The 25,426-nt window shown below is 51.4% G+C and carries 25 protein-coding genes; 22 read left to right on the top strand and 3 right to left on the bottom strand.

Annotation, left to right across the window (positions count from 1 at the left end):
* Positions 1–709: 709 nt before the first annotated feature.
* Entirely contained in the window at positions 710–949 is a 240-nt protein-coding gene (locus ACB034_RS08755; protein WP_042024897.1) for a hypothetical protein, read from the bottom strand.
* 110 nt (positions 950–1,059) lie between these two features.
* On the opposite strand from ACB034_RS08755, the gene ACB034_RS08750 reads away from it, so the two are divergent.
* The 8 genes from ACB034_RS08750 to ACB034_RS08715 all read left to right on the top strand — a co-directional run bounded on the left by ACB034_RS08750 (position 1,060) and on the right by ACB034_RS08715 (position 12,113).
* Entirely contained in the window at positions 1,060–1,287 is a 228-nt protein-coding gene (locus ACB034_RS08750; RefSeq protein ID WP_080768707.1) for a helix-turn-helix domain-containing protein, read from the top strand.
* A 1,306-nt stretch (positions 1,288–2,593) separates the two neighbouring features.
* Positions 2,594–4,786 (top strand): hypothetical protein, encoded by a 2,193-nt coding sequence (locus ACB034_RS08745; protein WP_371172610.1) that lies wholly within the window; start codon positions 2,594–2,596, stop codon positions 4,784–4,786.
* A gap of 368 nt (positions 4,787–5,154) precedes the next feature.
* Positions 5,155–5,475 carry a hypothetical protein gene (locus ACB034_RS08740; RefSeq protein WP_371172609.1) on the top strand — a complete coding sequence of 107 codons (321 nt, stop codon included), beginning with the start codon at positions 5,155–5,157 and terminating at the stop codon, positions 5,473–5,475.
* 66 nt (positions 5,476–5,541) lie between these two features.
* Positions 5,542–6,629 (top strand): IS3-like element ISAs22 family transposase gene (locus ACB034_RS08735; protein WP_088821966.1). Its coding sequence is split into 2 segments (ribosomal slippage): positions 5,542–5,794 and positions 5,794–6,629, totalling 1,089 coding nucleotides; the frame shifts between segments, so codons are not numbered across the junction.
* Positions 6,626–7,438 carry a hypothetical protein gene (locus tag ACB034_RS08730; RefSeq protein ID WP_371172608.1) on the top strand — a complete coding sequence of 271 codons (813 nt, stop codon included), beginning with the start codon at positions 6,626–6,628 and terminating at the stop codon, positions 7,436–7,438. The genes ACB034_RS08735 and ACB034_RS08730 overlap by 4 nt, the downstream gene beginning before the upstream one ends.
* A gap of 357 nt (positions 7,439–7,795) precedes the next feature.
* Positions 7,796–10,354, top strand: coding sequence for a molybdopterin-dependent oxidoreductase (locus ACB034_RS08725; protein WP_252410983.1), 2,559 nt, complete (start codon positions 7,796–7,798; stop codon positions 10,352–10,354).
* Between the two features lie 16 nt (positions 10,355–10,370).
* Complete coding sequence (locus tag ACB034_RS08720) at positions 10,371–11,075, top strand: 4Fe-4S dicluster domain-containing protein (RefSeq protein ID WP_005303823.1); 705 nt, start codon at positions 10,371–10,373, stop codon at positions 11,073–11,075.
* 9 nt (positions 11,076–11,084) lie between these two features.
* A complete protein-coding gene (locus ACB034_RS08715; RefSeq protein ID WP_017788452.1) occupies positions 11,085–12,113 on the top strand; it encodes a hypothetical protein in 1,029 nt (342 codons plus the stop codon).
* Between the two features lie 48 nt (positions 12,114–12,161).
* Here the strand turns inward: ACB034_RS08715 and ACB034_RS08710 are convergent, their stop codons facing one another.
* Positions 12,162–13,238 (bottom strand): permease, encoded by a 1,077-nt coding sequence (locus tag ACB034_RS08710; RefSeq protein ID WP_371172607.1) that lies wholly within the window; start codon positions 13,236–13,238, stop codon positions 12,162–12,164.
* 105 nt (positions 13,239–13,343) lie between these two features.
* Here ACB034_RS08710 and ACB034_RS08705 point away from each other — a divergent pair, with 105 nt between their 5' ends.
* The 12 genes from ACB034_RS08705 (at position 13,344) to ACB034_RS08650 (ending at position 22,286) form a co-directional block, all read left to right on the top strand.
* Complete coding sequence (locus ACB034_RS08705) at positions 13,344–13,640, top strand: ArsR/SmtB family transcription factor (RefSeq protein ID WP_371172606.1); 297 nt, start codon at positions 13,344–13,346, stop codon at positions 13,638–13,640.
* Positions 13,641–13,725: 85 nt separating this feature from the next.
* On the top strand, positions 13,726–14,109 hold the full coding sequence (locus tag ACB034_RS08700; protein WP_241324515.1) for a helix-turn-helix transcriptional regulator: 384 nt from the start codon (positions 13,726–13,728) through the stop codon (positions 14,107–14,109).
* Positions 14,106–14,585 (top strand): arsenate reductase ArsC, encoded by a 480-nt coding sequence (locus ACB034_RS08695; protein WP_371172605.1) that lies wholly within the window; start codon positions 14,106–14,108, stop codon positions 14,583–14,585. Before ACB034_RS08700 ends, ACB034_RS08695 begins: the two co-directional genes overlap by 4 nt.
* A gap of 10 nt (positions 14,586–14,595) precedes the next feature.
* The gene (arsD, locus tag ACB034_RS08690) at positions 14,596–15,024 is read left to right on the top strand and encodes an arsenite efflux transporter metallochaperone ArsD (protein WP_371172604.1); all 429 of its coding nucleotides are present in this window, start codon (positions 14,596–14,598) and stop codon (positions 15,022–15,024) included.
* Positions 15,025–15,092: 68 nt separating this feature from the next.
* Complete coding sequence (arsA, locus tag ACB034_RS08685; RefSeq protein WP_371172603.1) at positions 15,093–16,880, top strand: arsenical pump-driving ATPase; 1,788 nt, start codon at positions 15,093–15,095, stop codon at positions 16,878–16,880.
* Position 16,881: 1 nt separating this feature from the next.
* Entirely contained in the window at positions 16,882–17,382 is a 501-nt protein-coding gene (locus tag ACB034_RS08680; protein ID WP_371172602.1) for an arsenate reductase ArsC, read from the top strand.
* Between the two features lie 33 nt (positions 17,383–17,415).
* Complete coding sequence (locus tag ACB034_RS08675) at positions 17,416–17,913, top strand: protein phosphatase (RefSeq protein WP_371172601.1); 498 nt, start codon at positions 17,416–17,418, stop codon at positions 17,911–17,913.
* 10 nt (positions 17,914–17,923) lie between these two features.
* Positions 17,924–18,940: an ArsJ-associated glyceraldehyde-3-phosphate dehydrogenase gene (locus ACB034_RS08670; RefSeq protein ID WP_371172600.1), complete on the top strand. Its 1,017-nt coding sequence runs from the start codon at positions 17,924–17,926 to the stop codon at positions 18,938–18,940.
* Between the two features lie 6 nt (positions 18,941–18,946).
* Complete coding sequence (gene arsJ, locus ACB034_RS08665) at positions 18,947–20,179, top strand: organoarsenical effux MFS transporter ArsJ (RefSeq protein WP_371172599.1); 1,233 nt, start codon at positions 18,947–18,949, stop codon at positions 20,177–20,179.
* Between the two features lie 41 nt (positions 20,180–20,220).
* On the top strand, positions 20,221–21,282 hold the full coding sequence (gene arsB, locus ACB034_RS08660; protein ID WP_017788462.1) for an ACR3 family arsenite efflux transporter: 1,062 nt from the start codon (positions 20,221–20,223) through the stop codon (positions 21,280–21,282).
* 33 nt (positions 21,283–21,315) lie between these two features.
* Positions 21,316–21,741 (top strand): glutaredoxin-dependent arsenate reductase, encoded by a 426-nt coding sequence (gene arsC / locus ACB034_RS08655; protein WP_371172598.1) that lies wholly within the window; start codon positions 21,316–21,318, stop codon positions 21,739–21,741.
* A 29-nt stretch (positions 21,742–21,770) separates the two neighbouring features.
* Entirely contained in the window at positions 21,771–22,286 is a 516-nt protein-coding gene (locus ACB034_RS08650) for a sigma-70 family RNA polymerase sigma factor (RefSeq protein WP_241278958.1), read from the top strand.
* Between the two features lie 52 nt (positions 22,287–22,338).
* Here the strand turns inward: ACB034_RS08650 and ACB034_RS08645 are convergent, their stop codons facing one another.
* Complete coding sequence (locus ACB034_RS08645; RefSeq protein ID WP_052816438.1) at positions 22,339–22,617, bottom strand: hypothetical protein; 279 nt, start codon at positions 22,615–22,617, stop codon at positions 22,339–22,341.
* Between the two features lie 240 nt (positions 22,618–22,857).
* Here ACB034_RS08645 and ACB034_RS08640 point away from each other — a divergent pair, with 240 nt between their 5' ends.
* Complete coding sequence (locus ACB034_RS08640; protein WP_371172597.1) at positions 22,858–24,297, top strand: glutathione synthase; 1,440 nt, start codon at positions 22,858–22,860, stop codon at positions 24,295–24,297.
* Between the two features lie 73 nt (positions 24,298–24,370).
* Complete coding sequence (locus ACB034_RS08635) at positions 24,371–25,414, top strand: permease (RefSeq protein WP_371172596.1); 1,044 nt, start codon at positions 24,371–24,373, stop codon at positions 25,412–25,414.
* Positions 25,415–25,426: the final 12 nt, after the last annotated feature.

Raw genomic sequence — 25,426 nt, 5'->3', positions numbered from 1 at the left:
CCGGCTCAAATAACATATGACTCAACAAGATATCTGTGCCACCGGGTCGTCACGGGGAACGCGCGCCGTGCCGTTATCACCCCGGATGACAGAGATAGTTCCGCTCCAGTGTGTCAGCTGTATAGTTTTTGGTTAGCCATTTAGGTAAAATCCGCGCCCTTGAAGTAAAGCCACCTAAGAGTGATTGAGCGATGTCCAACACAAAACAGGCCCCCAAAGTAGGATTCGTCTCCTTGGGTTGACCCAAAGCAACAAGACCAATCCATGGCTAATACTGTCAGTAAGGCTTGTGCTGGCGGGCTCCCATCACTGTACCGGTGCCGGAGTTGCAAGCTGTAGTACTGACATGTTGCTCAACACAGGATCATATATCCCGTTACCTAGGAGGTGTTCGTCCGTTCAACCATCAGGATACGCCCGAACTCGCTCAGGCTGTGCTCGACCTCCTCAGCCGCATCGAGCATGGGATCCTGACTGAACGCCTAGGCTAGGATGTTATGTTGGGTTTACCGATATTAAAGAGGTGCTTAATGACGTCCGTCTCTATGGAGACTCATAAGGCGATAAAAACGCTAATTGGCGCCGGTTATAATCCAAAGAAGCAGAGGCTACGTTGGCATTACTTTACGAGGATGAGCGACAAATAAGTCCACCAATACAGCAAACCGCGAGAAAGACCCGAATGCCCTCCATCATGTCAGAGACTTGTTCACTTTCTTAGCTCCTGAGGTATCGGCCATTGCTGCTTAAAATCCATAAATTCGGCAACAAACGAAACCATAATGCTCTTAACAAATTCATCATATACGGATTGATTGATAGTGACATGTACGAATGACTCCACTCTCAAAGAATCTCCTACTGCGGCTAGGAAATCCGCATCTTGAAAGGTTAGTGTCACTGTGCCACTTTTTTGATTCTGGCTCAGAACGATCTGCTGATTGGACATTTTCTACCTCGAAATGATGCTTATATGCAGTGTCATTATATGCGTGTACTCACAGCCGTGTACAGCACGCCGTATAACGTAGACCATAGATCCTCTAGTGAGGAGATAAAATGGATTCTGACGAGTTTGAGCTGGCGATGCTCGCAACTGCATTCGGTAAAAATGTACGAGAGCTGCGGTCTGCACGAGGTATGCAACAGGAAAAACTAGCACTAATTGCTGGTATAGACCGTGGTCATATGGGAAAAATCGAACGTGGGGAAACTAGGGTAACCCTGGAAAAAGTTTATCAGATCGCCAAGGCCCTAGGGGTCTCGCCTGCATCATTGCTGCCATAACCATAGCTGTTGCTCTAACCAAATGGCCTGCCAATAAACTCGAACATGCCAAACACCTAACCTTATAACTGCATACAAACCACCCAAGTCTGGTCTGGTCTGGTCTGGTCTGGTCTGGTCTGGTCTGGTACAGTTTCAGCCAGTGCCAGGCGAAACCACATTCGTTGTCATCAGAAGCATCGTCCAGACGGCCAACTAGAAACCGGCAGGTTTCTCAATCCCCTCATTGTTGACCACAACAAAACCATTGAAAACAATAACCCTGAGCTTGGGGGCATTCTGAAAATATCGATGATACTGAGGTTGGTGTACTCAGACTCGACTGCACAGGCATTACACAGCGTATCGAGCGCTGAAATTAATTTAGCTCGACCGGTATGAATCGCTACACCGCATCGTACAGCATCATCCAATCTGCCATCTCAAGCCCTATCCATATCACCAAAAAATGTATTCTGGCTCATAGTTAGCCAGTTCTGAGTGTGCAGCCAAGCTGGGCTGGCTAACATTTCGTTTTAATCATATACACAACCCCGTAGCTCTCATTTCTACTCTGCCACCAGTACAGCGACGAATAACTATGGGGAACGATCCTACCGGCTGAAATAGATAGGACTGCAACGCAGAGCGAAACGGCGTTGGAGCACTCTTGCATCCTAGGTCACATATTTTCATGTCAGATACAATCATAGGTAGAGACATTGTGCAGTCATCTTCGTTTTACCATTTACAACGCGGGCAGACAGCCCACTTTTTGCTTGATATAAAGAGGGTTCAAGCAAGCAGGCGTTGTGATTCTCTATAATCTAAGAGATTTTGTTGTAAAAATAGAAAGTCACATGCAAATCAATAACTTATTACTATATGATTTGTTGACATTTTTTTAGCTAACCATATGTTTTTTATGATGCTTTTGTTTTTACAACAAAATGTCCTTCCAACTTAGTCCCTTACACCATAATTACAACAAATCAGAGAAATACAGTCATAGTTTTTCCGATTCAGGAATTAAAGAATATAGCTAAGTGTCTAATTTTAATTGATTATTCATCACTGTTGTAAACTTCATGTATTGTTGTTTAATGCTGATTGTAACCTAATCAATCTTTGCTTCATTGCCAATTTTAAAAATCATGAAACCCCTCGTAAAACTCACAAAAAACCAAAAAAAGACATTGATATATAAGAAATTTTAAATAAGTCAAAAGCTATTTTGCGGTAATTTTCGTTTTGGTGTGGCGATTGATGTTTGCAGCACTATAATGAACAAAAAGACCAGTTGTTGTATTTTTATGGAGTGGCAATTATGAGCATTAGGCAGTTGAGAGAACGGATCATTCAAGGCATTGAGAGTAGCGACAAAACTGAAAGTGCGCGTTATAGGCACCATCAGACAGCACTCAACATGTTACTGAAAACATCAATTGTGCAGTCCGAGGATGAGCTGGAAACTGCACTGTTAGAAAATCGCAGTGAAACAATAGAAAAGCTGAAAATGACCTTGGCACGTCAGAGCAGGAGTGATACGCGAGGCCCACTGACACGAGTGCGTCGGTTGGCAGAGTTCTACGCTCAAATAAACAACATAGATTTCAGCAAAATGACTTTTTGTGAGGCTCTGGCAGCAGCAGTTCAGAGGAAATACGGTGAGCGTCTCTGGCTCGATGAGGTCACTCCTAAGACGCAGAATAATATTAAGAAAAGCTTCATTACATACAGAGAAGTAGCACGTGAAATTATCAACGCGTCATTATCTAACTGCCCAGAGGCATGGCCAATTCTGAAAAGTAGCCCACAAGCGATTGGCAGCGCAACAAAAGTTTTGCGCGATTATATGATGGGTACATCACACCCTGCCGAGCGAGTACCTGATGTTCGCATCAATTTCATTGAAAGTTATTTTAATTTACCAAAAAACTTGTTGTTAGATAAAATTCATAGAAAAGTTGACCATCAACGCAGAGGAAAAAATCGGTCAGATCTTGATCTGTCGGCTATCAATCGCAGCACATTCATTAGCTCGTCACTGAATCCAAATCTACAGAAGGTTTATGATGAGTATTGTGAGTATAAAATAAATAAAAAACAACCAGCGATAATAAACATTTCTGACGAGCTTAGGTCAGATCGACGCTATGAGATACGAGCAAAAGTCAATGAAAAAAACAGAAGAAACAATGAATGGACAATCAACGCGAAGGGCGAATGCGGCTCTGCTATCGCATTTAAAAGTCAGCTACTTTCATTTCAACATTTTTGTCATACTGAATTAGCTATTGATTACATGTCTGTTAGCAGTTATCACTTGACAATACCTGAGATTATGCAGGCTATGGCTGAATATTCGGAAGGACTGCAAACGGGTACAAGCCAATTCTCTAGAGTGCTAAATTTTGTAAAACGAGGGTCGGATTCGAAGGGCTACCTAAGGTTTTGTGCCGATCGTGGTAACAGAACAATCGAGGAGTTTTTTAAAGACCTAGATTTTATTATCGAGGAATATCCTAATTGGTTTAAGATGGCAGAGAAAGGCATCAACAGTCGCGGCCAAGCGGGCAAGAAAGGGAAACTGAACATTCAATTCTTACTCAACATACCTGCGTCAGATCGCCGAAATGCGGTTTATAGGGCCAGCCAGTGGTTATTCGATAAAGCAAAAGTATACAAGACCAATGCTGAGCAAAAAAATTTACTTTCGAATAACACAGACGATAAAAAACTAGAGCTGGCGCATAGAAAAAGTGCAGCATCTCAGATTGGCCGTGCGTTGCAGTATTTTAGAGCAGGACTGATACAAACAATCAGTTTTTATCAATCTCCACGCAGCGCAAACTGGACTGAATTGAAATTTTACCCTAATGCGACATCACAGAACAAAAACTATGCAAGTATAACATATCATCGTCAGCGTAACCGATTCCAACTATATATCCCATGTTTTGGTACATCGATGGTTAGTGACGATAACACAAAGTACAGATATCTTAAAAACGCAAATGCAAAAAATAGCGTGGATGTTGATGTTGAGTTACCAGAACAGCTTACCCCGCTGATCAAAGAGTATTTGAACATAAGGCGCAGCTATATTGAGTTTGATCTCATGACCTTTGCGGGCGTTCAGTCAATTGACGATATTGATATATTTTTCCCTTGGCGTAGCATTCGACAAAGCCAAGTAAACAACGAGGAAAACCTTAAAATAAGAAGTAAATATATAGAAGTATCATCAAAACTGTCAGATAATTTCAAATCACTGACATATCAGGCCTATCTGATGACGATGCCTCATGATAAACAACATGGTATCAACATTCATGCGTTAAGACACCTTGTTGCAGAAACGCATCTCGAGGAACATCCTGGTGATTTTATTGGTGCAGCAGCGAAGCTCAATGATGACGTGGAGCAAATAATTAAGACCTACGGTGATAAGGATAGAGCTAAAGCGATGCGCAGAGTATCTGACAATGAAACGCTGGACTTCTCATTTACGTTATAATAAGCAGTAGAGAATATTTATACAGTTCTAGTTATCACCTGACACCGACCTAAAATCGGTGTCTTGTTTACGCTACTTTCGTGCGCCCTTCCTTTGGTATCAATATCAGAGCCTTCCACCGTACTGCATCCATCCCCCCTCCCTGATTACCAGCCCGCTCCTACGCACCCTCTAAAGCTCAATGAGCTCACCTGGGGAGTGGTCATACATCTAAATCCAATTGGAACTTGACGAAGTTCAAAACAATCAAATGTAAGTGTATGATTTTTCATGAAAGTGTTGTAACTACTGATGTAGTTAAAGCATCCAATTTAACTGAATAAACTGATGTGCTTTTATACATAGATCCATTTGTGGGTAGGATAGAGATGGCAAGAATCCTGATGACTCGCGCCCTTGACGACAACGGCCATATAGTTGATGTCAAAGAGGTTGTGAGTGGAAAAGCATGCAATTGCACATGCATCGGTTGTCAGGGAGCTGTCTGGGCAATGAAAGGGCCAATTAAAGCCCATTATTTTGCTCATGAGCCTAATTCAATCGAACAGAACTCCTGTACCTGGAAGCCGGAAACGGAAATACATATCCTAGCTAAAGAGGTTTTAGCAACGGATAGGCTGTTGTTACTGCCTATTGGAACTATAAATCCAATACATCAAAATATATCCTTTGATGAGATGGTATGGTAATCCCCCCGAAAAACTGAGGTGCTCATAAGTAGAATTTTCTCGTATCTTGAACGCAGGAGGTTCTACATGAAAACATCACGCTTTAGCGATGCACAGATCATCGCCATCCTCAAGCAGGCCGAGTCTGGTTCACCCGTCCCTGAGCTCTGCCGTGAGCATGGCATCAGCTCCGCCACCTTCTACAAGTGGCGCTCCAAATTCGGTGGCATGGATGCCTCTCTCATGGCGCGCCTCAAAGAGCTGGAAGAGGAAAATCGTCGCCTTAAGAAGATGTATGCCGAGGAGCGCCTAAAGGCTGAGATCATCTCCGAGGCGATGGCAAAAAAGTGGTGACGCCATCTGCCCGCAGGGAGATGGCGACCAAGGCTGTGGCTCATTACGCCATTTCTATCCGTCTGGCTTGCCAGGTGTTCAAGGTGAGCGAGGGTTGCTACCGTTATCAGCCCGTGCTGGCTGATGAAAACCAGGAGATTGCCGACTGGCTGCTGCGCCTCACCGCCAACCAGCGCAACTGGGGTTTCGGACTGTGCTTCCTGTACCTGCGTAACGTCAAAGGCTTTGGCTGGAACCACAAGCGGGTCTACCGGATCTATCGGGCGCTAGAGCTCAATCTGCGGATAAAACCCAAGAAGCGGCTAGTGCGGGCCAAGCCGGAGCCGTTGGCAGTCCCTGACCAACCGAATCACTGTTGGTCGATGGACTTTATGCATGACCAGCTCAGCGATGGTCGTTCGGTGCGGTTGTTTAATGTGATCGATGACTTCAATCGCGAAGCACTGTGCATCGAGGTGGATTTTTCCTTGCCTGCCTCGCGAGTCAAACGGGTGCTGGAGCAGGTCATCGAGTGGCGGGGCAAACCAGCCGCAATCCGCTGTGATAATGGTCCGGAATACATCAGCGAAGAGCTCAAGCAATGGGCGCAGCAGAAGAGGATTGCGCTGAGGTATATCCAGCCAGGCAACCCGCAGCAGAATGCCTACATAGAGCGATTTAACCGCACTGTGCGTTACGACTGGTTGGGCCATTACCTGTTTGAGTCACTGAATGAGTTACAGGAATTTGCCACGAACTGGCTGTGGGTTTATAACCATGAGCGGCCCAATATGGCGCTGGGCGGCTACACGCCGAAACAGCGCTTGGCACAGGCCGCATGACCTCTACTTTTGAGTGCTCCAAAAAATGGGGGGATTACCCTCCTGTTGGCAACTTTTCCGAAATGATTTACTCCCATAATAGACAACAATTATTATCTTTACAGCATCAGTATTCATCTTTGAGTTCAAAGCATGATGCAGAGGTTAAGAGGCTTAATGCAGAATACAACGCGATAAAAAATACGAGTCAATCTGAGCTAAGTGATATGCAGCGAGTAATTCAACAATCTCGGCATGCAGAAGGCAAGGCTAACGCAATTTTAAAAAGATGGGAGAGAGTATTAAATGAAAAAGAGTCGTCCATTTTAGAGGCACAGGAAAAGATAATCCTATTGGAAGACCAATACAGAAGCTTCGAAATAGAATTGAAAGACCGCCTCTATCATATACAAGATGAAATTACTCAAAAGCAAGACCTACTAAGCGACCTTCTCAATTTAGATGAACTTAAGGCAGAGTTTTATTCACAGGTTGATGATGTAAATATAACCATTAAAGCCAAAGAGGCTCAGCTTGATGCTAATGAAGTCGAAATACGCAGGCGTTCAGCTTCCTTAGATTTAATACAGAAAAATTTAAATGATAGCCTCATCTCACTACAAGCACGAGAAGATGCCTTAACAGAAAAATCCAAAGACTTGGCAAACATCGTGGATATTAAATCAAGAGAGCTGGCTAAAGTAATGTTTGAGCAGTTGCTAAAAGAAAAGTCAAATGAGATTAAAACACTGGAAGAAAAAGAAAGGAAAGCAAGAAAAGATATTGATGATTTAAGAAGAAAATATAGTTCATTTATCAAAATTCCATGATTTTCATATACAGCTCGTGCAGACATGGTTCTCACCTGAAAACCGCATTCTATTCAACCACAGACTGATAGCACCTGACCTCAAGAGCACGCCACATAGCGTACAAGTTCTATGGGTCTGCAAGAATGTAGTTCCTCTACCTGCCACGTAACTACAAATAGTTATTATTTACTGAATTATGTGATCGTAGATCCTCTACATCGTAATTCAATGTGATATAAATCACTGTCGTGAGTGGATTTATTTGATGCGTAGCAAGAATTAAACAATGAATAAAGGATTGTTAACATTGCTTGATATTGGTCAAATGCGTATTTCTTAAATTCCTGCAAAGCTAACCATCTAGGGACACAATGGATGGTTGATGCTATGTCGGGTCACAAACAAGAATTTCTAATTTCCAGACGGGGCTTTTTGCTCGGCGCTAGCGCCTTAGCAGCTTCGTCAATCTTCACTCCCAATGCTATTACCATGGCAATGGCCAAGGCTGGCATGGTGTATCGACCCGGTGAGGGGGAATGGCTTCCCTCCACCTGCAATGGCTGCACCTCATTTTGTGCCAAGCAGGTTTATATGCTCGATGGCAGAGCACTGCATATCAGGGGCAATGAGCACTCCAAGGTGCATGGTAAATCCAGTTGCCCAAGACAATACCTCGCCCTGCAAGAACTCTATGATGCCGACAGGCTCAAGACTCCGCTACTACGTACCAACCCCCAGAAAGGTCGGGGCATAGACCCTGGCTTCAAGCCCATCTCTTGGCCAGAGGCGATCAACCTCATCGCTGACAAGTTGATGGAGTTAAGGGCCAATGATGAAACCCATCGCTATGTTGCATTGCGGGGCCGTTACTCGGAATTGAGCGATGTCTTGATCAAGAACTTTACCGCAGTGCTGGGATCACCCAACGCGATCACCCATAGCTCCCTCTGCGCAGAAGCCGACAAGTTCTCCAGTTTCTTTACCGAAGGGGACTGGGGATATCGCCAATACGACATCCAAGATACCCGCTATATCCTCTCATTCGGTGTCGATCCGCTCAGTGCCAACCGTCAGGTCTCCTACTACAGCTCCGCCTGGGGAGACATGCTGGATAAGGCTCAGGTTGCCATTGTAGACCCTCGCTATTCATCCTCTGCTGCCAAAGCGGATGAGTGGCTGCCCGTTATTCCAGGACAAGATGGCGCCCTTGCATTGGCACTGGCCCATGTGATCTTGACCGAAGGGCTCTGGCATAAACCATTCGTTGGTGACTTCACCGACCCTGAGCAGCGCTTTGTCACCGGGCAGCCAGTGAGCGCAGAGCTTTTCGCCGAGCGTCATACCCATGGTCTGGTGCAATGGTGGAATCTAGAACTGAAAGATCGGACACCCGAGTGGGCAGCACCAATATGCGGAATCCCTGTTGAGAAAATTCGCCGGTTGGCGCACAAGCTTGGGGATGCGGCTCCCAGAGTCCAGATTTGGCGCTCCAGAGGCATCCAGATGCAACAACGCGGTGCTTACATTGGGCTTGCCTGCCACGCATTGAATGGCTTGCTCGGCGCCGTTGATAGCAAAGGTGGAGTCCTGCAATACAACAAGACCTTCCTGACTGATTTTGCGTCTGGCAAAGAGTATGCGGATGAGATCGCCAAGCATGGCCTCAAGAAGGAGAAGATCGACAGAGTGGGTCGCTTGGAATGGCCCGCATTGAAAAAAGGGGAGAGTGGTGCCGGTGTCATGACCAACGTGGTGGCAGACAGCATTCTGGAAGAAGACCCCTACCTTCCCAAGGTATTACTGGGCTATTTCAATAACTTTGCCTTCTCGGCCCCCGGTGCCGGTCGTTGGGAAAAGGCGCTGGCGAAAGTCCCCTTCGTGGCTCACGTTTCGACCCACGTCAGCGAATTCAGCTGGTTCTCCGACCTGCTGTTACCCGCTCCCCATTTCATGTTTGAACGATGGGGCATTCAGAGCACCTCGGGTAACCGCCACTCTCAGGTTTCAATCACAACACCGCTAGTTACTTCGCTCGGCAATGACATTGGGGATGAGACTGGCCTCCCTTGGCTGTTAGCAGAGGCTCTGGCCAAGCGTGGCTATGATGCCCCGCTGCGCTATTTCCAGGAGCAATTCAAAGACCCTGAAACCGGAAAGAGCCCCGCCAATCACGCAGAGCTGGGGTTGTTTGCCACCAAGTTGATGACGCAACCACTGTGGGATCCTGCGCAATATACCAATGGTGATCGCTTTGACGGCTGGGAGCACTTCAAGAAGATCGGAGTCTGGAACTCATCGCCATACTCTTTCGAATCTCGCTGGAGCAAGATGAAAACAGCAACTCACAAGTTCGAGTTCTACAGCGAAACCCTAAAAGTCGCACTGGAAACTCATGCCAGTAAGCATGGCAAGTCGGTCAATGAGGTGATGAATGCGTGTCACTACACCGCCGAAGGTGAACTTGCCTATGTTCCCCACTACGAGCCGCCATTCCGATTCGGCGATGTCGAGGCCTATCCCATGTTGTTTGTCGATCACAAGTCGCGCCTGAACCGGGAAGGCCGTTCGGCAAATACCACCTGGTATCAGCGCAACCGGGATTTGGATCCAGGGGAGAAGAAAAATAAAGACGTGGTGAAGATCAACCCGCTTGATGCCAAGTCATTGGGGTTGAGCGAGGGAGATCTCGTCAAACTCACCACCGTACAGGGCAGCATTACCTGTGAAGCGACATTGTTTGAGGGTGTCCGGCCAGGCACGGTTGCCAAGGCCTTTGGTCAAGGGCACTGGGCCTATGGACGAACTGCCGCATTGGAATTTGGCAAGCTGCCACGAGGTGGCAATAACAACGACATCCTACCGCCAGCTCACGAGCATTTGTCGGGGTCTGCTGCATATTACGGGGCGATTGGTGTCCGGGTTGAGAAGGTGTAGGTAAGGAGACAAGTCAATGCGTTATGGAATGGTAATTGACCAACAGAAATGTGTTGGTTGCAGTGGCTGTGTCTTCGCTTGCAAAGCGGAAAACAACACCACACCCGATATTAACTGGTGCGACAAGATCATCAAGTCCGAAGGGGTCTTCCCTGATGTGAGATTTGAGTACATCTCCACCATGTGCAACCACTGTGACAATGCGCCCTGTGTCAACGGCTGCCCTACCAAAGCCATGCATAAGGGCGAAGGGGGACTGACACTCCACGACCCCGACAAGTGTATTGGCTGCAAGGCCTGCATGGTGAATTGCCCATACGGTGTCATCAGCTTCAACTGGAATAAACCCCACGAAGAGTGGCAGCGGCTAGATGGGGTTTTGCCTGCTGGCACCTACACCCCCAAGACCATGCTGGAAGCATCTGGAGGTGAGGGATGTCCCAACAGTAACCCCGAGCGTGGCAACACCTATCCAGTATTGCGGCATCGTGGCAAGGTGGAGAAATGCACCTTCTGTGACCACCGTCTGAAAGTGGGGCTCAATCCTGCTTGTGTCGATGCCTGTCCATCACATGCTCGGGTTGTGGGCGATTTGGATGACCCTAACAGTGAGGTATCTGTCCTGATCCGCCAATTTGATGGCAAACCGTTGAGAGCTGAATTAGGCACTCAGGCCAAGGTTTTCTATATCAGACAATACACACCAACCCGCCGGGTATAGGGAGGCGCTATGACTAATACATCCAGGATGACCCTGTTACTGGCGGTGGCTGGCTGTCTTTTCGGTGGTTTTTTCGCTATTGAAGAGTGGTTTTTCCACTCTTCATTCAAAACCAACGACAGCATGATCTGGACGCTGCCACTGATCACCTACATTTTTCTGGCATTGATGAGCACGGGGGCATCCATCTTGCTCGCGTTGGCTGAGATATTGGATGATGACTGGCTGAAACAGAACAAGAGGCAGTTGCTGCTCACCGCCATAGCCCTGTTGCTGGGAGCGTTCACTGCACTGGCGACAGAGATGGGGTCACCCTTTAGCATCATCTGGTTGGTCTTGTCCCCGAACGTGATGTCCCCTATCTGGTGGATGGGAACACTCTATTCCATTGAGCTGGTGTTGTTACTGCTTAAGTTCTTGGCTGAATGGAAGGGAGTACACCTTGCGAAAGGCCGTATGTTGGCCTGGAGTACCTTGGTCATTGCCTGTCTGGCCTCGCTGACATTAGGGTCGGTGTTTGGCACTGTCGTGGCCAGAGCCGCATTTTCAGGGGCGCAGTCAGCGCTGTTTACCCTTGTCTGCGCCATGGTCAGTGGGGTCTCCATTATCGGCTTGCTGCAAGTAACCCGCGCATTCAATCCACGCTTATGGGGTATTTGGCGGCTTGCAGTGATAGCCCAGATTATCCTGCTCTCTGTACTCTGGGTTTACAGCATCAGAAACAGCGGTGTGGGAAACGGTATGTGGGTACAGGGCTGGCTGCCACTCGGTTTTGTCATCGCCTTGGCGCTGTCATTCATGAATGTGAAAGTGGCCATGCTGGTGACCTTGCTCTGGTCTTTCCTGGCTGAGGTTGCCTTTGTGACCAGCGGACAGTTGGTGTCTCTTGGGCCAAAATCGACCTGGTTTGGTACTGTACAACACTATGTTCCTAACCTAGCTGAGATCGGTATTCTGGTCTTGGGGATTTCAATGGCTGCGTTGTTGTTCCAGCTGATGGGGTTGTTCATCAACACCCGCTCATCAATAGCCAAGTAATTTTCCCGTGTAAAAAAGGGCCTTCTGTTTCAGAAGGCCCTTTGTCATTTATGCAAACAGTAGTTGGGTCAGGTAGCCCATCATGACGGCCATCCCCAGTATGACGGTCAGGAACGCTACAATCATAGGTGTTCTGAACATCGACTTGAGTAGGATCACCTCGGTCAGGCTGGCTCCTGCACTACCGATAATCAGTGCCATTACGGCCCCCATACCCATTCCTTTGCCCAACAATACCGATGCCAGAGGGATAACGGCTTCTGCCCGGATATAGAGTGGAATACCCACAATGGCGCTGAATGGGATCGCCAGCGGGTTGTCTGCCCCGGCGTGTGCCGCTATCCACTCGGCGGGGATGAAACCATAGATAAATGACCCTATCAGCACCCCCAGCAACAAGTAAGGCAGCACTTCTTTGAATTGTTGCCAGGCATCGATACGCGCTTTGGCAAAGGCAGTGAGAATGACTGGGGCCTGAGTCAGTGCCGCAGTGCCATCTGCACAGCAAGAGACAGTTGATGCAGCCTCATCGGGTTGCGCAGCACAGCAAGATGCCTGAGCCTTTAGCGGTTTGATGGACTTGATAGCATTGCTTGAGCAGCAAGCTGTTGCGCTCACACTACCAGGTTCACTTGTCGTGGTGCCACAACCGGTGCCACAGCTACTTTGCTTGGCCTCTTTGGGGTCAATGACATGACGCTCAAACCCCAGCATGTCCAGCAACATACTCGCCAGCACAGAAACGCCTGCTGCAATCACGGCATACAGTACCGTCACTTTCCAGCCGAAGGTGGCCCACATCAGGCCGACGATGATCGGGTTGAGCAGCGGCGAGACAAACAGGAAAGTCAGGGTTGGCCCAAAACCGGCTTTGGCAGACAAGAGTCCGCGCAGCATGGGGATGGTTGAGCAACTGCAAAATGGGGTCAATGCCCCCAGTACGGCAGAAATCAAATAGCCTCTGCCTTTTCGTGCTCCCAGCATGGCTTGGATTTTGGCATCGGGGATCTTCTGGCGGATCAAGCTGACCCCAGCACTGATCACCAGAAACAGCACAGAAAGCTCGAAAGCCAGGAACAAAAACATCTGAGATGCATCTGTCAGCATGGTTAACCAGTCATTCATCTTCATGTCCTCTTTGTTTACTATATTTCTAAAATAATGGAATTATTGAGGCGGTCAAGATATTTCTGGTATTATCGAAATATACGTCATCGAGAGGAGTGATCTATGCAATTGGAAGAGGTTGCTAAGGCATTGAAAGAGCTGGGTCACCCGACTCGTTTGTTCATTTTCAAGCATTTGGTCAAAGCGGGAGAGCAAGGCCTGCCTGTTGGAGAGTTGCAAAAGCAGCTCGCCATTCCCGCATCGACCCTGAGCCACCACATTGCCGCACTGGTCTCGGTGGGTCTGGTCAAGCAGAACCGGGAGAGCCGTACTCTGCTGTGCGTCTCTCAATACGAAGTGCTGGAAGAGATCATCGCGTTTTTCCGTGAAGAGTGTTGTGTAAACAGCACCTGTACCTAAATAAATCAATGGCAAGGTCTGGGTGGGTTGATCATTTCAACTATTCTTGTATAGTTGTACTCATGAAATGAATGAAGAGGTTCAAATGAATAAAGATACAGCCACTAAAGTCTTCGAGTCTCTCGCATCCGGTATCCGCCTCGATGTATGGCGTCTGCTGGTCAAGGCAGGGCTGGAGGGTATGGTCGCTGGCCAGCTTGCCAGTGAACTGGATATCGCCCCGAACACTCTTTCATTCCATCTGAAAGCCATGCTGCATGCAGGCCTTGTCTCGGTGGAGCAAGAGGGCCGTTTCTTGCGTTACCGCGCCAATATTCCCCTGATGCTCGATTTGATCGGTTACCTCACCGAAGAGTGCTGCTATGGCAATCCAGAACAGTGCTCGGATATGCGCAGCACGGCCAATTGTGCTGCTGAGGTCCTTCCGCCTGTTCATATCTGCACTAACAAGGAAGGTTGCTCATCATGAATATCTTGTTTCTATGCACCGGCAACTCGTGCCGCTCCATTCTGGCAGAGGCGACCTTTAACCACCTGGCCCCTGCCGGTTGGCATGCCATGAGTGCCGGTAGTCAACCAACCGGTGAGGTGCATCCCCGTTCACTGGCGTTATTGACCAGCGAGGGTATCGACATCAGCGGATTGCACAGCAAATCCTGGCATGAGCTGCCGGTGACACCCGATGTGGTGATCAGCGTGTGTGGTAACGCGGCCAATGAAACCTGCCCTGTCTATTTGGGGCCTGTATTGCGAGCCCACTGGGGCGTAGATGATCCCGCCCATGTAACCGGCACCGAGGAACAGATAGCGCTCGCCTTTCACAACGCATATTCGACGCTGAGAAAGCGTATCGAAGCCCTCTTGTCGCAAGATGTATCCCGTTTTTCCAATGATCGCGAGGGGCTAAAAGCAGCTCTGGATGCGATTGCCACCGAGATTAAGTGAGGAAGAGACCATGAGATTGATACAAGTATTCGACCCAGCCCTGTGCTGCTCCAGCGGCGTATGTGGCACAGAAGTTGACCAAAACCTGGTGATCTTTGCCGGTGACGCCGAGTGGCTTAAGCAACAGGGTGGCTCTTTATACCGATTCAACCTGGCACAACAACCCCTGGTCTTCGCTGAAACTCCGGCAGTGGCTTCCTTCCTGGAACTGACTGGGGAAGAGGGATTACCGGTGACCCTGGTTGATGGCCAGGTGGTACTCACCGGTCGCTATCCCAGCCGCGCTGAACTGATCCGCTATGCAGGACTGGAGCTACCGAAAGCACCAAAAAGTGATGGTGCCGAAGGTGAACAACCAGACGCTGAGTCCAACAAAGCCGGTGCCATCAAAGGGATCGTCAAGAGTGGATGCTGCTCCGGCAGCAGTGGTTGCTGCTAAGCGTCATCGTTTGGTTGGCAAGATCTCTGTTTGCTTTATTGCCTCGTTCTTCCTGATAGGAGTCTCTCATGTCCCCGTTGCTGAACTACTCGTTTCTCAATGATGCGCCCCCCTTTCTCTTCTTCACCGGTAAAGGCGGGGTGGGTAAAACATCGCTAGCCTGTGCCAGTGCGGTTGCTTTGTGTGACAGTGGCAAACGGGTACTGCTGGTCAGCACGGATCCGGCTTCAAACGTAGGCCAGGTGTTCGACACCCAGATAGGGAACCAGATTACCAAGATCCCGCAAGTCGATGGGTTATCAGCACTGGAGATTGACCCGCAAGCCGCCGCACAAGCCTATCGCGAACGTATCGTTGGCCCTGTGCGCGGCAAGCTGCCCGAGAGCGTGGTACGCAGTATTGAAGAACAGCTCTCCGGTGCCTGCACTACAGAGATAGCCGCCTTTGACGAGTTCACTGCGCTCTTGACCGACAGCAGCCTGGTTGGGGAATACGACCACATCGTGTTCGATACGGCACCGACCGGCCACACCATCCGTCTATTGCAATTGCCAGGGGCATGGAGCGAGTTTTTGGAGCAGGGCAAGGGCGATGCTTCTTGTCTGGGGCCATTGGCCGGATTGGAAAAACAGCGCAGCCAATATGCAGAGGCCGTTGCAGCCCTCTCTGATGCCGGGAAAACGCGGCTGATCCTGGTCGCCCGTGCGCAAGCCTCGACCCTGCGGGAAGTGGCGCGTACCCATGACGAACTGGCGACCATCGGTCTTGCCAATCAGCAACTGGTTATCAATGGCATCTTCCCGCAAAGCGAGCTGGTTGATGACCCCTTGGCAACTGCCGTATGGCAACGTGAGCAGCAGGCTATGGCTGATATGCCAGCGCTGCTGGCAAGTTTGCCACAAGACAGAGTGCCGCTGCTGGCGACCAATCTGGTGGGCGTGGACAGCCTGCGCCAGTTACTGGGTGCAGCATCGGTCACTGGAACTGATGAGGTTGAGAGTGTAACCACTGAACCACACCCCGGATTGAAGCAACTGGTCGATGAGCTGACCAACGATGGCCACGGGCTCATCATGCTGATGGGCAAGGGCGGTGTGGGTAAAACTACCCTGGCGGCGGCCGTGGCGGTAGAGCTTGCCAGCCGGGGGCTGCCGGTTCACCTGACCACCTCAGATCCCGCAGCCCATCTGGGAGAGACCCTGGCTGGAGCCTTGCCCAGCCTGGAGGTCAGTCGTATCGATCCCCACGCCGAGACCGAGCGTTACCGTGCCCAGGTACTGGCCACCAAGGGGGCAAGTCTGGATGCCCAGGGCCGTGCCCTGCTGGAAGAAGATTTGCGATCCCCCTGTACCGAAGAGATCGCCGTGTTTCAGGCCTTCTCGCGCATCATTCGTGAGGCGGGCAAGCGCTTCGTGGTGATGGATACCGCCCCCACTGGCCATACCCTGCTGCTGCTCGATGCGACCGGTGCCTATCACCGAGAGATAGCCCGCCAGATGGGGGGTAAAGGAATGCACTTCACTACCCCGATGATGCAGTTGCAAGACCCGAAACAGACCAAGGTGATGATCGTCACTCTGCCTGAGCCCACCCCGGTACAGGAGGCGGCCAACCTGCAAGCCGACCTGCGCCGCGCCGGTATCGAGCCCTGGGCCTGGGTGGTCAATCACATGCTGGCTCCGACCAGTATCACCTCACCACTGCTGGCCCAGCGAGCGTATCGTCAGCAGCCCCATATCGAAGCGGTCAAGCAGGAGCATGCGAAGCGTTACGCCGTGGTGCCCTTGCAAGCTGTCGAACCGGTGGGAGTGAAAGCGCTGCAAGATTTATGTCGCCCCATCCACAAGGAGATGTGAGATGCAACCTCCGTTCAATGTGCTCTTCCTCTGCACCGGTAATTCTGCCCGCAGCATCATGGCTGAGGCGCTGCTCAACCGGCTCGGTCAGGGCAACTTCAATGCCTTTAGTGCTGGCGTCTCCCCGAAAGGGGAGATCCACCCGATGACCCTGGAACTGCTGGCGCAACACAATCTGGACACCAGCACCTTGCGCAGCAAGAGCTGGGAGGAGTTTGCCCATCCAGATGCCCCCAAGATGGATTTTATCCTGACGGTATGTGACCTAGCGGCAGGAGAGCAGTGCCCTGCATGGCCGGGGCAACCCATCACCGGCCATTGGGGCTTTAGTGACCCGGCAGCTGTAATAGGAAGCGATGTTGAACAATGGGCTGCGTTCAACAAGGTTTATCACGAAATCGGCAACCGGCTGAGGATCTTCCTGAGCCTGCCGCTGAACAAACTGGATCGCATCTCGCTGCAACAAGCGATGCGAACCATCAACCACTCTTCACCCACCTAACGTTCTCAATGAGACATGGAGTCGCTGTTTATCATGCACCCGTTTGACATCCTGAACCTGGATAATGGCGCCCGCCTTATCTTCACTCCCTGCCCTGGCACCAAGGAGGCTTCCTTGCAAGCGTCCCTCAAGACCCTGCAAGAGGCTGGGGCTGATGCGGTGGTCACCATGATGCCTGATGCCGAGCTTAGCGAATTCAAGGCTGATGCCTTGCCCGCCGAGTGTGAGGCGTTAGGACTGGCCTGGTTCCAGCTGCCGGTTGAGGACGATTGCTCTCCCGAAGCACCGTTTGCCACCGCCTTTGCCAACCACAAAGCGGATCTGCTGGCGCGTCTGGCGGCGGGCCAGACTCTGGCCATTCATTGCCGTGGTGGCTCGGGACGTACCGGGCTGATGGCGGCCATACTGCTGCTGGAATCGGGCTATGCCCCTGCCAGGGTTAAGGCCCTAGTGCAAGGGTTGCGTCCCAAGGCGTTGACCCTGACCCCTCACGTCAATTACCTCAACACCCACTACGCATTCGCCGGTTAAGGAAAACAGCATGACCATCAAAGTAGGTATCAACGGTTTTGGCCGCATGGGCCGTCTCTCATTTCGCGCCGCCTTCGACTGGGCGGATGTGGAGTTTGTGCGTATCAATGACCCGGCTGGGGATGCCGCCTCCTTGGCACACCTCATCACCTTCGATTCCGTCCATGGCCGCTGGCATCATGAAGCCAGCAGCGAGGGGGATGAGATGGTGATCGGTAACCATCGCATCCTCTGCACTCGCAACAAGGAGATCGGTCAGACTGACTGGTCTGGTTGTGATGTGGTGATCGAGGCTTCCGGCAAGATGAAAACCAAGGCTCTGCTGGGTGCCTATCTGGAGCAAGGGGTGAAGCGGGTCGTGGTGACAGCTCCTGTCAAGGAAGAAGGTGTCCTCAACGTAGTCATGGGGGTCAACCACCACCTCTACGACAAGGCGCTGCACCCTATAGTGACGGCGGCCTCCTGTACCACCAACTGCCTGGCGCCAGTGGTGAAGGTGATCCACGAACAACTGGGCATCAAGCACGGTTCCATGACCACCATTCATGACATCACCAACACCCAGACCATCCTGGATGCACCCCATGCCGACCTGCGCCGTGCCCGCGCCTGCGGCCTGAGCCTGATCCCCACCACCACGGGTTCTGCCACCGCCATCACCCACATCTTCCCCGAGCTCAAGGGCAAGCTAAACGGTCATGCGGTGCGGGTGCCGCTCGCCAACGCCTCCCTCACCGATTGCGTGTTCGAGGTGAGCCGTCCCACTACCGAGGCCGAGGTCAATGGCTTGCTCAAGGCGGCTGCGATGAACGAGCTCAAGGGGGTCATGGGCTATGAAGAGCGCCCCCTGGTGTCGGTGGATTACAAGACAGATCCGCGATCTTGCACAATCGATGCGCTCTCCACCATGGTAATCAACGGCACCCAGGTGAAGATCTACGCCTGGTATGACAACGAGTGGGGCTATGCCAACCGCACCGCCGAGCTGATGCGCATGGTCGGTCAAATGGACAAGGCGCAAGGATAACCCGCCATGGCACTGACCCGACTCTCCCCCGAGATCCGCCAGTATCTGCTGGTGACCGGCAACTACTGGGCCTTTACCTTGACCGATGGCGCTCTGCGCATGTTGGTGGTGCTCTACTTCCATGGACTCGGTTACAGCCCGCTGGCCATCGCCTCCCTGTTTCTCTTCTACGAGATCTTCGGCGTGGTGACCAATCTGGTGGGGGGCTGGCTCGGGGCTCGACTCGGGCTCAACCGCACCATGAACATAGGGCTGGCCCTCCAGGTGCTGGCACTGGGCATGTTGCTGGTGCCACCACTCTGGCTGACGGTGCCCTGGGTGATGGGAGCGCAGGCGCTTTCGGGGATAGCCAAAGACCTCAACAAGATGAGCGCCAAAAGCTCCATCAAGTTGCTGGTACCGGGGGAGGCTCAGGGTCAGCTCTACAAGTGGGTTGCCCTCTTGACCGGTTCGAAGAATGCCCTGAAAGGGATGGGCTTTTTCCTTGGTGGCGCCCTGCTGACCCTGCTCGGGTTTCAGGGGGCCGTGCTGGTCATGGCACTGGCGTTGGCGCTGGTGTGGTGCGTCAGCATGCTTACCCTGAAACGGGATCTCGGTAAAGCCAAGAACAAGCCCAAGTTCAGCGAGCTCTTCTCCAAGAGCCGCGCCATCAACTACCTGTCGGCGGCCCGCCTGTTCCTGTTTGGGGCCCGCGATGTCTGGTTTGTGGTGGCATTGCCTGTTTACCTCGCAGCTAGCTTTGGCTGGGATCACTGGTATGTGGGGGGATTCCTGGCGCTCTGGATCATTGCTTATGGCGTGGTTCAGACCCAAGCCCCCCGCTTTACCGGCAAGCGAGAGGGTCGTGTACCCGATGGCAAGGCTGCGATGCGCTGGGCGCTAGTGTTGGCACTGACCCCGGCCCTGATTGCCCTTGCACTCCACTATGAGGTGCATCCGGCCATCAGCCTGGTGGGCGGTCTGATGGTGTTTGGCGCCCTGTTTGCCATCAACTCTTCTCTGCACAGCTACCTCATCGTCAGTTATGCAGGAGCTGATGGCGTGTCGCTCGATGTGGGCTTTTACTACATGGCCAATGCCTTGGGCCGCCTGCTCGGCACCCTGCTCTCCGGGCTGGTTTTCCAGCTCTATGGTCTGGAGGCCTGCCTCTGGATCTCCACCCTCTTTATTCTGTTGGCGGCGTTGATCTCTGTCGGTTTGCCACGCCATCAGTTGAATGTTGGTAACGAGGGTCGCTGATCCTCGTCTTTTTGATGGGTCTGTGACCCTTTGGAGTTTTTATGTCAGCACAATGCAATGCAGCCGAAGCGCCTGCTATCGGTTTTTTTGAACGTTATCTGACCGCATGGGTGGCAATCTGCATTCTGGTCGGGATTACCTTGGGGCAGGTATTCCCTAGCATTTTTAAAGCGATTGGAGCAATGGAGATTGCTCAGGTCAACTTGCCGGTTGGTCTGCTGATCTGGGTCATGATCATCCCCATGCTGCTCAAAATCGACTTCTCAGCGCTACATCAAGTGAAGGGGCATGTAAAAGGGATTGGTGTGACCCTGTTTATAAACTGGTTGGTCAAGCCCTTCTCCATGGCCTTCCTTGGGTGGTTGTTCATTCGTGTGTTGTTCGCCGACATGCTTCCTAGCGATCAGCTTGATAGCTATATCGCCGGACTCATTTTGCTTGCTGCCGCACCTTGTACCGCCATGGTGTTTGTCTGGAGCAGACTGACGAATGGAGACCCCTACTTCACGCTGTCTCAGGTGGCCTTAAACGACCTCATCATGGTGTTTGCGTTTGCCCCCGTAGTCGGTCTCTTGCTGGGTGTTTCCAGTATTACCGTACCGTGGGACACCCTGCTTATCTCTGTGGTGCTCTACATCGTTATTCCGGTCATCATTGCTCAGCTCATCCGCAAAGCCTTGTTGCGCCACGGTCAAGCCAGTTTTGATGAGGCAATGCACAAGATCCAGCCTTGGTCTGTTGCGGCGCTGCTGCTGACACTGGTACTGCTGTTTGCCTTCCAGGGCAATGCCATCATTGAGCAACCCTTGGTGATTGCCCTGCTGGCCGTGCCCATCCTGATCCAGGTTATCTTCAATTCTAGCCTGGCCTACTGGCTCAACAAAAAAGTGGGAGAAAAGCATTCGGTGGCCTGTCCGTCAGCCCTTATCGGTGCATCCAACTTCTTTGAACTCGCCGTTGCAGCCGCCATCAGCTTGTTCGGTTTCCATTCCGGTGCTGCACTGGCAACCGTGGTCGGGGTATTGATCGAGGTGCCTATCATGCTGCTGGTCGTGAAAGTCGTGAACGCCACCAAGCCATGGTACGAAGGTAAATCCGCGTAATCCTTGGACTACATAGGCAATAAAGGTAACGATATGACCGTAATAACCATTTACCACAACCCGGCCTGTGGCACTTCCCGCAATACGCTGGAGCTTATCCGTAACTCAGGCGTTGAGCCTACCGTTATCCACTATCTGGAGACACCGCCGAGCCGCGAAACTCTCGTTGCCTTGATTGAGGCTATGGCGATGCCGGTACGTGACTTGCTGCGTAAAAACGTGCCGCCTTTTGAGGATCTTGGGCTGGCCGAGGGTAGATTCAGCGATGATGAGTTGATTGACGCCATGCTGGCTCATCCCATCCTGATCAACCGTCCCATCGTGGTAACCCCGCTTGGCACCAAGCTGTGCCGTCCGTCAGAAGTGGTGTTGGATATTCTGCCGGATCCTCAGCAAGGCGCCTTCACCAAGGAAGATGGGGAACATGTGGTGGATGCACAAGGAAAACGCATCAAGTGACCGAATCCACGGGGGCGCCACCTTGCTTGATGACTGCATGGCAGCAGCATGAACATGAGGTCTATGGGTGGCTAATCAAGCAGTCTGGCAACCCGATGGATGCAGATGATCTGCTACAAGAGACCTTCTTACGGGCGATCCGTCAGCAGGGTAAGTTCTGTGCCATTGAGAATACCAGGGCTTGGCTGTTTGAAGTCGCCAGACATCTGGTGATTGATAAAAGCCGCAGGCAACGCCCGTTGCTGCCACTATCTGACGAGTTGGCCATGCAGCAGGGTGAGCTCGATGCGGTCGACTCCTTGGCGGGCTGTTTGCCCAGAGTGCTGGAGAAGCTAGCTCAAGCTGACCGGGATATTCTCAGACACTGTGATTTGGATGGCATGAAGCAGGCGGATTATGCCGCCCAATACGGTCTGACCCTCACCGCCACCAAGTCGCGTTTATTGCGAGCTAGGCAACGCTTGCGTCAGCAGCTCTCTCTGGACTGTCAGGTCAGGCTGGATGAGACGGGTCGGGTGTGTTGCTTCACCCCGGCTGCAAAGTAAGCTATGACCCATACTCAGCAAAAAGGCCAAGGTTTTCACCTTGGCCTTTTCTTTATTTTTTCTTGGCTTCGGCCAGGTACTCATCCAAGGTTTCTTGGTTGGCTGCTTTAATGGTCATGCCATTGGGGCCCGCCCCGATATTACTGAACTGTTTTGCCGGTTCGCCATGTTGCTTGAACTCTTCCAGCTCTGGCGAACCTTCTTTAAAGACCCATAGCCGCCCATCTTCCACTTCGGTCACAAAACCGGGCAGGTTGAATTCGCTCGCAAAGGCGGCGGTGCTAAGCAGACTAAAGCCCAGCAGGGCGGCGGAAGCGACGATTTTTTTCATGTTCATCTATCCATGTTGATCGATTAATTCTTATTAATCATCGCCGGGGAGTATGACGAGAATATGACAATGCCTGGGTCAGGTTGACGTGGTTCAGAAAATTGAAGTGCATCCTTTTCGCTGCTTGCGCGTCTTCCTCGTGACGTGCTGCGCTCGTCTGATGAGGATATGAAGATCGCTGTTCGATATGAGGGCTGGGCAACCACGCCTTGAGGTTCGTGAGTCAATAATCAGGATCGTATGATGAGTTCTTTCGACATCCAGAAAGCCAAAGATGATGCAGTCGAGTGGGCATTAACCCACGGTGTAGCCTTTAAAGAATCGCTGTATTCTGCTGTGCATACCCCATTTACCCTGGCGCCGACACCGATCAGCCAACGGGACTACCAGCATTTGAAAAGTGCGGCACAGACCTTAAGCAAACTGATTTATGCCGTCTCAGAGGATCATGGCTTTTTACATGATGCCATTCATCCCATTACGGCGGGCGATCCCTTCTTTTCAGCCCTGCTCAGCATGCACCAACAGATACACTCATCAGCCACCAAGCCACCCCGGCTGCCATTACTCATCATGCGCAGCGACTTTATGGACGACCAGCGCGATGGCCACAAGCTGATCGAGTTCAATGGTATCGCCGCAGGTATGGGGCCATTTGGTCAGCGGATACATGAACTGCACCGCTATCTGCAACGGCAATGGCCTGCTGCGTACATGCAAGAGCCGCATCAGGCAATGGGTGAACTTGTCAGTAATCATGCCATTGAAGGATTGTCAGCAGGCATTGCCGAGGCCACCTTCAAGATCAAGCGTGAGTTTGGCGACCCCGGCCCGGCAAGGTTTCTGATGATTGTGCAGGAACATGAAAACAATGTGTTTGATCAACACCTGCTTGAGCTGGCACTCCAGCGCAAAGGGATTGAGACGCAGCGCAGAACCTTTCGTGAACTTCATAATCAACTGAGCACGGGCGCTAACAACAGACTGCTCCTCGATGGTGTCGGCTCCCTCGATACCGTCTACCTGCGGGCCGGATACCAATATTCAGATTATGAGGCGACAGACCTCAAAGAGCAGAGATGTTGCCAGGCGCTGATGGCGACCCGTGTGGTGATTGAGCGACATAGAGTCGCCGTCAATGCCACGGTCGCCCAGCAATTGGCGACCAGCAAGCGAGTACAAATGCTGCTGTCACGTTTGGGAGAAGAGGGATTCGCTGCATTTGGCTTGACCCCGCAAGAGGCTGACACGGTAAGAGGCGTGTTGGGTGAAATGCATCCTGTGACCCCTGATAGCCTCCACTTTGTAAAAGCTGCGCCCTCCAATAGTTGGGTACTTAAAAACCAAGGAGAAGGAGGTGGGCATTGTCTGTTTGGGGCAGACATCCTGGCAAAATTAGAAACACTGGAGCCCCAGCAATATCAGGCTTGGTCACTAATGGGCCGATTACATCCCGTTCCCAGACCGATGTCAGCCTGGATAGTACGCAAAGGAGAGCTGCATCGGGTGACGGACTTGATCAGTGAACTAGGCATGTTCACCGTTCAGATAGATGGCAATCCTGGTTGCGCCGAGCAGAGCTTTGCTGGATACCTGATCCGTAGCAAATCAGCCGGATCGACAGAAGGGGGCGTTCATAGCGGGCAAGGCGTCCTTGATTCATTGGTATTCAGTGATTGATGAAGGGGCTGGGGGCGAACCATGAGCTCGCGGCGTTAGCAAAAAACAAAAGATATGAGCATCTTTTGCGGACATGCCACGTCTTCTGGATAACACCGATGTTGATGGAGTCATTATGTTTCAGATTTTCACCGACCTAGCCAGCTGGCTGGTCTACGAGCAATTGGGCCTGAGCCCGCAAACCAAGCTGGGGGATGCGCTGCATTTCTTCGTGGAGGATGTGAGCAAGATCTTTGCCCTGCTGCTGGTCATGATTTACATCGTGGCCATGTTGCGGGCCTCCCTGAATGTTGAACGGGTGAGGGATTATTTGGCGGGCAAGCACAGAGGGTTGGGCTATCTTCTTGGCTCCGGCTTTGGTGCCATTACTCCCTTCTGCTCCTGTTCGAGTATCCCTGTGTTCCTCGGCTTCACCTCAGCCGGTATCCCGCTAGGGATTACCATGGCCTTTCTCATCACCTCACCGCTCATCAACGAAGTGGCCGTCTTGTTGCTGGTCAGTCTGCTGGGCTGGAAGTTCACCCTGATTTACGTGGTAGTTGGCATGGCGGTTGGCATGCTGGGTGGGGCGTTTTTGGACAAGATAAAGGCCGAGCGTTGGCTGGCTGATTTTGCCGCTGAGGCCCTCAAGCAGGGGCAGCATCAGCAAGGTGATATCGTCCAGCAGCATACCGATGCCCCGAACCTCTCGCTGGCCAAGCGTCATGCCTTTGCTAAAGATGAAACCCTCACCATCTTCAAACGGGTATGGATCTGGGTCATTGTCGGTGTGGGGCTTGGTGCCGCGCTTCATGGCTTTGTGCCTGATGGCTGGATTGCCTCACATCTTGGAGCAGGCCAATGGTGGTCAGTGCCTGTGGCGGTTCTCATCGGCATTCCCCTCTACTCCAACGCCACCGCAGTGATCCCGGTGATGGAGAGCTTGATTGTCAATGGGCTGCCGATTGGGACGACACTGGCATTTTGTATGAGCACAGTAGCGGCCAGTTTTCCTGAATTTATTCTGCTCAAACAAGTGATGAAGTGGCAGTTACTGGGCACCTTGCTGCTGGTGCTACTGGTTTCCTTCACGTTGGTTGGGTGGGTGTTTAACTTCGTATCGCCGTTAATTTCTTGATGAGGAATATGA

The sequence above is a fragment of the Aeromonas sp. S18(2024) genome (assembly GCF_041402525.1).
In the GTDB taxonomy this organism is placed as follows: Bacteria; Pseudomonadota; Gammaproteobacteria; order Enterobacterales; family Aeromonadaceae; genus Aeromonas; species Aeromonas enteropelogenes.
The sequence above is the reverse complement of the archived record's forward strand: the minus strand, read 5'-3'. Positions and strand labels throughout refer to the sequence as shown.